Raw genomic sequence first — 13,209 nt, 5'->3', positions numbered from 1 at the left:
CCATTGATTGATAAACGGAAGCAAAATGATGACTCAAGCCAATGCTTACTTCTATAACGGTGCCGATGTGGCGCTGCTCAACGGTCAATATACGGACGTATTTTCACTCTTAGGCATGCACACTTCTGAAGATGGAAAATCGTTAATTGTTAGGTGTTTTTTACGCAATGCGCTCAAGGTTGATGTGATTAGCATTAAAGATGGTCGTAGGGTAGCGGGTCTTGAGAAGGTCAATGATGCGGGCTTGTTTGCAGGTACTATGGGGCGGCGAGTTAAGCCATTTCTGTACTTGTTGCGAATACAATATCCGCTTAGCCAAATAGAAATTGTCGATCCCTATCAGTTTGGTCCTTTACTCAATGCCGATGATTTATATCTGTTTGGTGAAGGGAGTGCAGAGCGAGCATACGAATTTTTAGGAGCGAACTGGCGCGATGTTGAAGGTATTGAAGGAGTACATTTTTGTGTATGGGCGCCTAATGCTAAACGGGTTTCTGTGGTCGGTGATTTTAACCACTGGGATGATACTCGGCATGTGATGCGCCAACATATGGCCAATGGTTTGTGGGAGATTTTTCTGCCCAACGTGGCGGAAGGTGCGCACTACAAATTTGATTTGGTCCACCCAAATGGAGAACGCCACGCAAAATCGGATCCAATGGCGACTCAAATGGAGTGTGCGCCGCATAATGCGTCTATTGTTCCTAAAAAATCCAAACACAGTTGGAAAGATACATTATGGATGAACAAGCGAGCAGTAACGGCGTGGCATAAAGCCCCCATGGCGATTTATGAAGTCCACTTAGGTTCATGGCGACGTAAGGGCGATAATGGTGAGCAATATCTTGATTATCAAGATCTAATTGAACAACTTATTCCCTATGTCAAAGCCCAAAGTTTCACCCATATTGAATTAATGCCCATCAGTGAATATCCCTTCGATGGCTCATGGGGATATCAGCCAGTAGGTCTATATGCCCCTACCCATAGATTTGGTGATGCTAACGGCCTTAAGGCATTTGTGGATGCCTGCCATCAGGCGGATATCGGTGTGGTTCTCGATTGGGTTGCGGCACATTTCCCTAAGGATCCCCACGGCCTAGTGCGTTTTGATGGTACTTGTTTGTATGAACATGAAGATCCGCGCAAGGGCACGCATCCTGACTGGGACACGTTAATTTACAACTATGGGCGTGGCGAAGTGCGTAGCTTTTTACTGAGCAATGCATGCTATTGGCTACGTGAGTTTCATTTTGATGGTTTGAGGATCGATGCGGTATCGTCGATGTTGTACCTTGATTATAGCCGTGAGCCGGGTCAATGGCTACCGAATGCCTATGGTGGTCGAGAAAACCTCGAAGCCATCAGTTTTCTGCAAATGCTGAATCAACGCTTGTATCAAGCCTTTCCCGGTATTTGCATGATAGCCGAAGAGTCCACCGCCTTTGCGGGCGTCACAAAACCGACAGATCATCATGGTTTGGGCTTTGGCTTTAAATGGAATATGGGGTGGATGAATGACAGCTTAAGTTACTTAAGCCGTGATCCCATTTATCGTCAATACCATCATCATCAACTGACCTTCAGTTTAATGTATGCCTATACCGAGCAATTTATGTTGTCGGTGAGCCATGATGAGGTGGTCCATGGCAAGGGCTCACTATTGCATAAAATTCCCGGTGACGATTGGCAAAAATTTGCTACTTTGCGCGCTTATTACGGTTTTATGTGGGGGCATCCCGGTAAGAAGTTGCTGTTCATGGGCAGTGAATTTGCTCAGCGGGATGAGTGGGATCATAACCACAGCTTGGATTGGCATTTATTAGCGTTTGAACCACACCAAGGGGTGCAACGCTGGCTTAAGGATCTGAATCAGTTATACCAAGGCATGTCTGCGTTATCAGTGCTTGACTACCAACCCGCAGGCTTTCGTTGGCTCGACTGCGATAATGGCAGTGCCAGTATTTTTACCTTTGTGCGCTATGGCCTTGCGGGGGATGCACCCCTCGTCTTTGTCATCAATATGACACCCAGTGTTCACCATGGATTTCGCATCGGTTTACCCCAAGCGGGGGATTTTTGTGAGTACCTCAATAGCGATAGCTATCTTTATGGTGGTAGCAACCAAGGTAATGCTGGTCTTGTGGTTGCCCAAAACCAATCATGGCAGGGGATGGAGTCGAGTGCACTTATTACGGTACCACCCCTTAGCTGTTTAGTCCTTGGCCCGGTAGCCAATCAGGTTGAGGCTAAAAGAAGATGACGGCAAGGCAAATAGTCACACCTTTGCCTGCGACGAGCATTCATTTGCCATTTGAACTTGCGGCAGGAAAACCTTTTCCATTAGGGGCGACCGTCGATGATCATGGCGTTAATTTCGCCTTATTTTCCGCTAATGCAACAGGGGTTGAACTGTGCTTATTTGACGATAAAGGTGACAGTGAAATTTATCGTATTGCCTTTAGTGAGCAAACCCAGCAGATATGGCATTGCTATGTACATGGTTTAAAGGCGGGGCAACTCTATGGTTATCGCGTTTATGGTCTTTATGAGCCGCAGCTTGGGCACAGATTTAATCCCTATAAACTGCTGCAAGATCCCTATGCTCGCCAATTAGTTGGCTTATATCAACACCATGATGCTAACTATGGTTATGAGTTAAATAATATCCATGAAGATTTATCATTCAGCACCTTAGACAACGCAGCCTATGTGCCTAAATGTAAAGTGGTGGATATTCGGTCCTTGATGGCAACGGCTGAAATCCAGCCGCTTGCGCGCGACTTTAAGCCTAAACCGTTAGAGCAAAGCATTATCTATGAGATGCACCTTAAGGGATTTACGGCATCGCATCCAACAATAGATGAAAAGCAGCGGGGTACTTTTGCCGGTTTGGCCTCCCAGCCAGCTATTGATTACTTAGTTGAACTTGGAGTGACCTGCGTTGAACTGCTTCCTGTGCAATCCTTTTTTACCGAACCCTTTTTGCTTGAAAAACAGTTAACTAACTATTGGGGCTATAACAGCATTGGCTTTTTTGCACCTGAGACCAGTTACTTATCTTCCGATGATATAGGCGAGTTTCGCGTTATGGTGGATGCACTGCATGGCGCAGGCATAGAAGTCATCCTGGATGTGGTCTATAACCACAGTGCAGAAGGCAGTCGACTCGGTCCCACTTTTAGTTTTCGTGGTATCGATAACCTTAGCTATTACCGTTTGCACCCAAATGATAAACGCTTTTATATCAATGATACTGGATGTGGCAACACGTTAAATATCAATCATCCACGTATGTTGCAGTTAGTGCTCGACTCTCTGCGTTACTGGGTCGAAGTCATGGGAGTAGATGGTTTTAGATTCGATTTAGCCGCCTGCCTTGGGCGAGAAGCCTATGGCTTTGACCCCGGTTCAGGCTTTTTCGATGCACTGCTGCAGGATCCTATCTTGTGCCATGTGAAGCTGATTGCTGAACCTTGGGATATTGGTCCCGGCGGTTATCAGTTAGGCAATTTCCCCGTGGCTTTTAGTGAATGGAATGACAGATATCGGGATACGATGCGACGCTTTTGGCGCGGCGATCATGGTATGTTGCCTGAATTTGCGCGGCGTTTTCATGGCTCGGGGGATTTCTTTGAACACAGTGGGCGTCCGCCAGCTGCCAGCATTAACTTTTTAACCAGCCATGATGGATTTACCCTAAAAGATTTAGTGAGTTATACCCAGAGACACAACCTTGCTAATGGGGAAGATAATCGGGATGGTCACCAAGAAAACTTCAGTTATCACTATGGCGTTGAGGGGCCTACCTCAGATCCGCACATCTTAGCGCTTCGCAGCCGTCAGCAACGCAATCTTTTGACGACCTTATTTTTATCCCAAGGTGTACCTATGTTGCTTAGTGGTGACGAAATTGGCCGCACCCAGTTAGGGAACAATAACGCCTACTGCCAAGACAATACGCTCAATTGGTTCGATTGGTCGGTGGCCGGGATGGATAAAGCACTGTTAAGTTTTACTCAAAAGTTAATTGCCCTGCGTAAACGCTTCCCCCTCTTGTGTGCTAAACGCTTTATCCATGAGCAGTTACTCGCTAAACCTTTAGAAGCATCCGGTGCCCGTTTAGATTGGTTTAGCCGTCAAGGTGAACAAATGACTAAGAGTCTGTGGAGTGAATCCATGTGCCGTAGCCTCTGTGTTGTTTTGTCCGGTGATTTACAGGGCTGTCGTGATGGCGTTGAGATCCAGCAAGCACTGCTATTAATGGTCAATGCCGATGATAATCCCTTGGTCTTTACACCGCCCACACTCGCCCATTTAAGTCCGTGGCAATGTCTTATCCATACCCAATTAGAGATGCCATCCCCGCTTCAAGCTGAGCCGCTGGATGCTCAGAACTCATCGATGAGATACCTGCTAGAAGATCGCAGTCTTATGCTGTTTTATGCTGATTTTATAAGGAATTAACTATGAGTAATAACAGTGAATTGAGCCAAAACATCAGCGAAGCCAAAGCGCCAAAGCGTGCCACAAAGGCGATGACGACTAAGGCATCGGGAGGGAAAACTAAATCCACTGCAGTGCCCTGTGAGCCCTGCGATGCACTGCCGGCCTCCTTTGAACGCCACGTCCGTTATGGCTTAAGCCGTGGTCAAGGCGTGAGTTGTGAGTTGTTTCAAGCACTAGCGATTAGTGTTAAGGAGCAAATGCTCGATAACTGGCGCCAAACCAGATTGAATGACAGTCGTTTTGAGCGTAAGCAAGTGGTTTATTTATCACTGGAATTTTTAATGGGTAGGGCGTTAGGGAATGCGTTATTAAGCCTTGATTTACAAGATGAAAGCAGAGATGCGCTTAGCAAGTATGCTGTCACACTTGAGGAGTTGGAAGAAGCCGAGCATGACGCAGGTTTAGGTAATGGTGGCTTAGGTCGACTTGCCGCATGTTTTCTTGATAGTTGTGCCAGCATGGACTTGTCCGTAACGGGTTACGGCATTCGTTATGAATATGGCATGTTTGCCCAAAAAATTGTTGATGGGTATCAGGTTGAGCGCCCAGATCGCTGGCTACGTGAGGGTAACCCGTGGGAGGTGCGAGTACCCAACCACAATGTTATCGTGCCTTTTTTTGGTCACACCGAATCCTATGTTGATAAGCAAGGACGCAGGCATATGATTTGGGTCGACACCCAAGATGTACTTGCCGTTGCCTATGATATGCCCGTGCCGGGTTACCGTAATGGTCGCGTTAATACCCTGAGGTTATGGAAGGCCGAAGCGACCGATGACTTTGATTTAGCTGAATTTAATCAAGGTGATTATACCGAGGCCGTGGCCCGTAAAAACTTGGCAGAACAGATCACTATGGTGCTCTATCCCAATGACGCAAGCGAAAACGGCAAAGAACTGCGATTACGTCAGCAATACTTTTTATCCTCCGCCAGTTTGCAGGATTTGCTTAAGCGCTGGGTTCATCACCATGGTAATGACTTTAGTGATTTTGCGGCCAAAAACGTGATCCAGTTGAACGATACCCATCCAAGCATTGCCGTCCCAGAGTTAATGCGTTTGCTGGTGGATGACTATGGATTTGAGTGGGAGGCTGCTTGGTCTATTACGACACACACTATGGCGTATACAAACCACACTTTGTTACCCGAGGCATTAGAGCGATGGCCTGTGCGAATGATGGCATTAATGTTGCCGCGCATTTTGGAAATTATTTATGAAATCAATGCTCGTTATTTAGATATTGTTGCCCACCATTGGCCGGGGGACAGTGAAAAATTGGCGAGTATGTCGATAATTCAAGATGGTCCAGATCCCCACGTTCGCATGGCTTATCTCGCGATTGTGGCGAGTTTTTCTGTCAATGGTGTGGCGGGATTGCATACGCAACTGTTGAAGTCAGGTCTCTTTAATGACTTTTATACCCTGTGGCCCCATAAGTTTAATAATCGTACTAATGGTGTTACCCCTAGACGATGGTTAGCCCATTGTAATCCTGCACTTGCAAAGCTATTGACGGCCCATTTAGGGCATCAATGGGTGACGGATTTAAGTCAATTGACGGCATTGAATGCCTTAACCCAAGATGCGAGCTTTATTCAAAAATGGCGCGATGTTAAGCAAGCTAATAAGGTGCAGCTTGCGAATATGATATTGAAGGAATGTGCGGTCGAGTTTGATCCGAGCATGTTGTTCGATGTGCAGGTAAAACGTATCCATGAGTATAAACGTCAACTGCTCAATATCTTACATGTGATCCATCTTTATCATCAGATCCAACAAGGTCGCATCGACAATATGGTACCGCGCTGCGTCTTGATCGGTGGTAAGGCGGCTCCCGGTTACTTTATGGCAAAACTTGTCATCAAACTCGCCAGTAATGTGGCGCATATGGTCAATTCTGATCCTGTGGTTGCCCCCTATTTACGTTTTGCATTTTTACCCAATTATAACGTCAGTGCCATGGAAAAAATTTGTCCAGGGACCGATCTGTCTGAGCAAATTTCGACGGCGGGTAAAGAGGCTTCAGGTACGGGCAATATGAAATTTATGATGAATGGCGCCCTGACTATAGGCACTTTAGACGGTGCGAATATCGAGATGCTTGAAGAAGTCGGTGAGGACAATTTTTTCCTCTTTGGACTCAATGCCGAGCAAGTCGTACAGATGCGCAGTCATTACCAACCTAAGCAAATTATCGCTAATTCTCCGGCATTATCTGACGTCATGGCGCTGCTGAAAAGCGGCCATTTCAATTTACTCGAACCTGGGATTTTCGATCCTATTATCGCGTCCATCGAGAGTGAAGATGATCCTTGGATGACGGCGGCGGATTTTGATAGTTATCGCACAGCCCAAGAAGCGGTTGCTCGCGTTTATAAAGATCCCAAGCTGTGGACGCAAATGAGTATTCGTAATAGTGCCGCCAGTGGCCGTTTTTCAAGTGATGTCACGATTGCCGGTTATCGCGATGAGATTTGGAAGTTGTAAGCATCAAATGAATTTATCGGCAGTAATGTGCCATATGGGGAGTAAAGCCTATGTCTAATGTACGTTATATCAGTAATTTAACTCGTGAAACCTATGCATTGATTCTGGCTGGCGGGCGGGGCTCGCGTTTGCATGAATTGACCGATTGGCGCGCTAAGCCCGCGCTCTATTTTGGTGGTAAGTTTCGCATTATTGATTTTCCCCTATCAAATTGCATCAATTCGGGGGTTCGCCGTGTGGGGGTCGTTACCCAATATAAGTCCCATTCCTTAATCCGCCATGTGATGCGTGGCTGGGGCCATTTTAAGAAAGAGCTCGGGGAATCGGTGGAGATTTTACCCGCATCACAACGTTTTTCTGAAAACTGGTATCAAGGCACTGCGGACGCTGTCTTTCAAAATATCGATATTATCCGCCATGAGTTGCCTAAATATGTAATGGTACTGTCCGGTGATCATGTTTATCGCATGGATTACGCAGGGATTTTAGCCGCCCATGCTGAATCTGGTGCGGATATGACGGTCTCTTGCCTTGAAGTGCCCATCGCCGAAGCTGCAGGCGCCTTTGGGGTGATAGAGGTCGATGACAATATGCGGATATTAGGTTTTGAAGAAAAACCGCAGCGGCCTAAACCATCCCCCGATAACCCAGAAATGTGTTTAGCATCCATGGGCAACTATGTATTTAACACAGAGTTTTTATTTGAGCAGCTCAAAAAAGACTCTCAAAACGCAACCTCTGACCGTGACTTTGGCAAAGATATTATTCCTTCGATCATCGAAAAACATAATGTGTTCGCTTATCCCTTTAAGAGTCCATTCCCGAATGAACAGGCCTATTGGCGGGATGTGGGAACATTAGACTCGTTTTGGCAAGCCAATATGGAATTACTATCGCCTACGCCAGCCTTGAATTTATATGATGCTAAGTGGCCCATTTGGACATTTCAAGAGCAATTGCCCCCAGCCAAATTTGTTTTTGATGACGATGATAGGCGTGGCATGGCGCTAGACTCTATTGTTTCTAGCGGCTGTATTATTTCAGGGGCAACAGTGCGTAGGAGCGTGCTTTTTAATGAAGTGCGCGTCTGTTCTTATTCCGTAGTGGAAGATTCGGTCGTATTGCCCGATGTGGTTGTGCTGCGCCATTGTAAGATCAAAAACGCCATCATTGACCGAGGTTGTATTATCCCCGAGGGAACGGTAATAGGTTACAACCATGACCACGATAGAGCGAAGGGATTTAGGGTCTCGGAAAAAGGCGTCACTTTAGTGACCCGCGATATGTTGGGATTACCAGTGGGTTATGAGTAGATACTCAATTTAAATCATTAGATGGCATTGTTAACGAGTGGGAGTGTCTATTTAAGTGAAACGCATATTAATGGTGGCAGCGGAAAACGGCGCCCTTGAGGGCGCTAAAGTGGGGGGAATGGCGGATGTTATCCGTGATTTACCCGAAGCCTTAGCCGAGGTTGATATTTGCACTGATGTGATTATGCCAAGTTATGGTTTTTTGGCCTCTCAATCAAGCAAGGCGCAGGACTTAGGTGAGTTTGAGGTCTCTTTTGGGGGGCGAACTGAAAAAGTCTGTTTGTTTGTGATACCCCATCCTAAAGTTGAAGGTGCAAATATTTACTTGCTTGAAGATGGGCTTTGGTTGTCTACGCCGGGTAAAATCTATAGCCAAGGTAGTGCTGAGCGGCCCTTTGCGGACGATGCAACTAAGTTTGCATTTTTATCTGTCTGCGTGGCACAAGCCTTGGTTACCTCAAGGATTCCTATGCCGACTGTGTTGCATTTACATGATTGGCATGCGGGTTTTTTGGCAATGCTTCGTGCTTTTGTACCTGAGTTTAGCGCCCTTAAATCGATAGCCTGCGTGTACTCTATTCATAATCTTGCCCTGCAAGGTACTCGACCACTTAGCCATGATTCCTCCTCCTTAGCTGCGTGGTTTCCCGAGCTTTTTGCATCACTTCAACCCGAGCAAAAGCAAGCAATTGTCGATCCTCGTTATCCCCATTGCATTAACCCGATGCGCATTGGCATAGTGCTCAGTGATAAAGTGCATCTTGTATCGCCCACTTATGCTAAAGAGGTCTTATTGCCTTCGGATCCTAAAGCGGGCTTTTTTGGCGGTGAAGGGTTAGAACAGGATCTACAGACAAAAGCCGAACAGGGAAAAGTGTTTGGGATCTTAAACGGTTGTACTTACCCTGATATTAAACAGGCTAAAGCGATAGCTCAGTCTTTGGCTCGCATACAAGAGGATGACTTTAAAAAACTTCTTATCACTATCGAAGCCGCATTAGTGTTATGGCAAGGAAATAAAACGCAAGTGAGTGCCGTGGATATGATGGCCTTTGTGCGTATTCAAGCCCATTGGCGTCAAGCGAGTTTAGGGAGAGTACCAGATTTGTTGCTCACCTCTGTTGGTCGATTAACGGATCAAAAAGTGCTGATTTTACGCCATTTATTGCCCTCTGGATTATCAGTATTGGAGACGTTATTACAAGCATTACAACAAACCCAACCTAATGCATTATTTATATTACTCGGCAGTGGTGATGCGAGTATTGCTGAGTTTTTTCAAACCTTAGCGGCTAAATATACAAATTTCCTCTTTCTGCAGGGATACCATGAGGCTTTATCCGAATGCCTTTACCAATTTGGTGATTTATTTGTGATGCCAAGTTCTTTTGAACCTTGTGGTATTAGCCAAATGCTTGCTATGCGAGCAGGCCAGCCCTGTCTTGTGCATGGCGTTGGTGGCTTAAAGGATACTGTGCGGGATGGTATTGATGGTTTTGTGTTTAATGGCAATAGCTTAACAGCGCAAGGGGAGGCGTTCTTACAACGGTTTACCGAGGCCATGGCCAGTTTTGAACGTGGTGATTGGCCTATTATTCGCGCCGCAGCAATTGCGCAGCGTTTTGACTGGCATTCTGTTGCTCAAGTTTATCGGGATCAACTCTATAACAATTTGTGATATCACTCCTGTAATTAGGGCATGATTTGTAAGCAATTCTGCTACACTAGTGGGGGAACTTTTTAACCTGTTACCAGTTCCCTCACTTTTGGAGTTGCGCCTTTATCCATGGATAACAGCATTTTTTTTCCGTTAGTACAAAATGCGGCATTGTTACTGGCATTAGTTTTTTTGTATGACGCGATCCCTAAAAAACATCAGCGGCAATATTTTCTGCTGTGGCGTGTCATTATTGGGTTTCTTATAGGTGGTATTGGTATCACTATTATGAGTACCCCTTGGATGTATCAACCCGGCATTATCTTTGACACCCGTTCCGTTCTCCTGTGTATTTCAGGTCTTTTCTTTGGTGGTTTACCGACATTAATTGCAGTTGCGCTGACTGGATTTTACCGTCTTAGTATCGGTGGTGATGCCATGTGGATTGGTGTTGCCGTGATAGTGTCATCTGGTTTAATTGGAGTGATATGGCGCCAATATCGTAAGTCTTATCTTGCTAATATTTCGGCGAAGGAAATGCTTTGCTTTGCCTATACAGTGCATATCGTCATGTTGTTGTGGTTTTTTACACTACCGCTGCCTGTTGCATTGCCCTTACTTGCGAAACTCAGTTTGCCTGTACTGACGGTTTATCCCCTTGCCACTTGGCTGTTGAGCCGCTTGTTGTCCAGACGCTTTGAGCTTGAGCGTGATGAACAAATTCGCCTTCAGGATGACTTCCTATTTCGTAGTCAATTTACCGTTGGCAATATCGGTATTGCGATAACGGGTATCGATCAAAAATGGATGAAAGTGAATCCACATTTATGTCAGATGCTCAAATACACTGAGAATGAACTGCTAAATATGACATGGAAGCAGCTCACTCACCCTGATGATATTGAAGCTGATATCGTTAAATTTGAGCTAATGCTAGCGGGTAAAATTGATAATTATGAAATGGATAAACGCTTTATCGCTAAGGATGGCTCAATCGTTTATACCCATATGACAGTCGCTTGTAAACGCGCCAATAATAGGGTGCTCTTAGTGATTGCGGGCTACTTGGATGTGACTGCACAAACTTTGGCCGATAGAGAAGTGCTTGCCAGTCGCGAGCAACTTGAACTGGTGTTAAACAGTAGCGATCTTGGGGTATGGGATTGGGATATTCGCAATGACCGTATCGAACGCAACGCCCGTAGTGCTGATATTCTGGGCTGTGATATTGATATGCTTAATGCTAATAGCCGCCAATGGATGGATGCGATTGTTGCCGAAGATAGGCCTAAAGTGCTGCATTCCATAGAGGCGCATATCCGCGGAGAAACGCCACAGCATAAGATGGAATACCGCTTAAATACGCTCAATCGTCAGGTTCGTTGGATCCTTGATACCGGTAAAGTTGTGAGTCGAGATGCCAACAACAATGCACTGAGGATGTGTGGAACTTACACTGATATCACTGAGGCTAAACTGATTGAAGAATCATTAAAGCTCTCAGCTCTGGTGTATGACAATAGTTCCGAGGCCATGAGTGTGCTTGATGAAAAGGGCGTAATCATCACAGTGAATGCCGCTTTTAGTGATATCACAGGCTACAAGGCTAAAGAGGTCTGTGGTCAGCATATTCGTCTCTTGTATTGCGATATTAATGGCCGCGATTTTTATGACAAGATGAATAATGCCATTAATCAAAAAGGCCAGTGGCAAGGTGAGATGCTACAGCGGCGTAAAAATGGCGAAGAATATGTTATTTGGTTAACCATCAATACCATCAAAGATAAAGAGGGTATGCCCTATCGCCGAGTCGCCTTATTTTCTGATATTACCGATAAAAAGCAAAACGAACATTTGATATGGAAACAGGCAAACTACGATACATTAACGGGCTTACCTAATCGCCGAATGTTACTGGAATACCTCGGGGCAGAGATTAAAAACGCAGACCGAAATCAAGATCATTTTGCATTATTATTTCTAGACTTAGATTACTTTAAAGAAGTGAACGATACCCTAGGGCATGAAATGGGGGATCTACTGCTGATTGAAACTGCTAGCCGTTTAAAATCCTGTGTGCGTGACGCTGATGTCGTGGCCCGTCTTGGGGGGGATGAGTTCACTGTTGTACTCAGTGCTATGGCGGATCATAAGGGCATTGAACGAGTGGCTGAGCATATTCTCAGACGCATTGCTGAGCCTTATCTTCTGGGGGAGGAAACGGCTTATATCACTGCAAGTATCGGTATTACGCTCTATCCAGATGATGCTACAAGTATTGAAGGTTTGCTTAAACATGCGGACCAAGCCATGTATGCCGCGAAGGATCAAGGACGTAATCGATTTAACTATTTCACGCCGTCGATGCAGGAATATGCTAAATACCGGATGCGACTTATTCAGGATTTACGTCAAGCGGTGAGCAATAAGGAATTTGAACTCCATTATCAACCAATTGTTTCGCTCACAACGGGAGAGGTGGCTAAAGCGGAGGCATTAATCCGTTGGACCCATGCTGAACGCGGTAGTGTATCGCCCGGTGAATTTATTTCCGTTGCCGAAGACACGGGTTTGATCGTTGAAATTGGTAACTGGGTATTTGAGCAAGCTGCACGGCAAAGTGCAGCATGGCGTGATGAATTAGGTGTTGATATTCAAATCAGTGTGAATAAATCACCCATCCAATTTCGCGATGAAGGTGCATTATTACACAACTGGTTGGAGCTACTTCAGGATTTAAATATTACTGGGGCAGGGGTCTGTGTCGAAATTACTGAAGGTTTATTGTTGGATGCGAGTATGGGGGTCACTGAAAAACTGCTGGCTTACCGTGATGCAGGGGTTCAAGTCTCGTTAGATGATTTTGGCACAGGTTACTCATCGCTCGCTTATTTAAAAAAGTTTGATATTGATTACCTTAAGATTGATCAATCCTTTACTCGGCATATAGATACAGACACCAATGATCAGATACTGTGTGAGGCCATTATTGTCATGGCCCATAAATTGGGGATGAAAGTCATTGCCGAAGGGGTTGAAACCGAGGCTCAGCGCCAAGTGCTACTCTCTGCGGGGTGTGATTATGGCCAAGGCTATTTATTTTCTAAACCCATTGCCGCGATTGATTTTGCACAAAAGTATTTAGCCACACCTAAAAATCTATCTTCTGAGTTGGCGCCAGCGTAAGGCGTTAACTCGAAAATTGCCTATAAAACCGCCGAGAATTTTGGTAGACTCCGCG

At 45.5% G+C, this 13,209-nt stretch carries 6 protein-coding genes; all 6 read left to right on the top strand.

The features are described 5' to 3' along the window. Positions 1–25: 25 nt before the first annotated feature. The 6 genes from glgB to SPUTW3181_RS14840 all read left to right on the top strand — a co-directional run bounded on the left by glgB (position 26) and on the right by SPUTW3181_RS14840 (position 13,154). Positions 26–2,263: a 1,4-alpha-glucan branching protein GlgB gene (glgB, locus tag SPUTW3181_RS14865; RefSeq protein WP_011790128.1), complete on the top strand. Its 2,238-nt coding sequence runs from the start codon at positions 26–28 to the stop codon at positions 2,261–2,263. After that, entirely contained in the window at positions 2,260–4,467 is a 2,208-nt protein-coding gene (gene glgX / locus SPUTW3181_RS14860) for a glycogen debranching protein GlgX (protein WP_011790127.1), read from the top strand. The genes glgB and glgX overlap by 4 nt, the downstream gene beginning before the upstream one ends. A gap of 2 nt (positions 4,468–4,469) precedes the next feature. Next, a complete protein-coding gene (locus SPUTW3181_RS14855) occupies positions 4,470–6,998 on the top strand; it encodes a glycogen/starch/alpha-glucan phosphorylase (RefSeq protein WP_011790126.1) in 2,529 nt (842 codons plus the stop codon). A gap of 50 nt (positions 6,999–7,048) precedes the next feature. Then, complete coding sequence (glgC, locus tag SPUTW3181_RS14850) at positions 7,049–8,311, top strand: glucose-1-phosphate adenylyltransferase (RefSeq protein ID WP_011790125.1); 1,263 nt, start codon at positions 7,049–7,051, stop codon at positions 8,309–8,311. A gap of 70 nt (positions 8,312–8,381) precedes the next feature. Beyond that, positions 8,382–9,989, top strand: coding sequence for a glycogen synthase (locus SPUTW3181_RS14845; protein WP_011790124.1), 1,608 nt, complete (start codon positions 8,382–8,384; stop codon positions 9,987–9,989). Between the two features lie 108 nt (positions 9,990–10,097). Continuing rightward, positions 10,098–13,154 carry an EAL domain-containing protein gene (locus tag SPUTW3181_RS14840; protein ID WP_011790123.1) on the top strand — a complete coding sequence of 1,019 codons (3,057 nt, stop codon included), beginning with the start codon at positions 10,098–10,100 and terminating at the stop codon, positions 13,152–13,154. The last annotated feature ends 55 nt before the right edge of the window (positions 13,155–13,209 follow it).

Origin of the sequence: Shewanella sp. W3-18-1 (assembly GCF_000015185.1) — a bacterium.
GTDB classification, from domain to species: Bacteria; Pseudomonadota; Gammaproteobacteria; order Enterobacterales; family Shewanellaceae; genus Shewanella; species Shewanella putrefaciens.
This window is presented reverse-complemented; position numbering and strand designations above follow the sequence as displayed.

What these genes read in the sequence shown, in the direction of transcription:
- SPUTW3181_RS14855 (WP_011790126.1), top strand. Translation starts at nt 4,470, where the DNA reads ATGAGTAATAACAGTGAATTGAGCCAAAACATCAGCGAAGCCAAAGCG.
- SPUTW3181_RS14845 (WP_011790124.1), top strand. Translation starts at nt 8,382, where the DNA reads ATGGTGGCAGCGGAAAACGGCGCCCTTGAGGGCGCTAAAGTGGGGGGA.
- SPUTW3181_RS14840 (WP_011790123.1), top strand. Translation starts at nt 10,098, where the DNA reads ATGGATAACAGCATTTTTTTTCCGTTAGTACAAAATGCGGCATTGTTA.
- glgX (WP_011790127.1), top strand. Translation starts at nt 2,260, where the DNA reads ATGACGGCAAGGCAAATAGTCACACCTTTGCCTGCGACGAGCATTCAT.
- glgB (WP_011790128.1), top strand. Translation starts at nt 26, where the DNA reads ATGATGACTCAAGCCAATGCTTACTTCTATAACGGTGCCGATGTGGCG.
- glgC (WP_011790125.1), top strand. Translation starts at nt 7,049, where the DNA reads ATGTCTAATGTACGTTATATCAGTAATTTAACTCGTGAAACCTATGCA.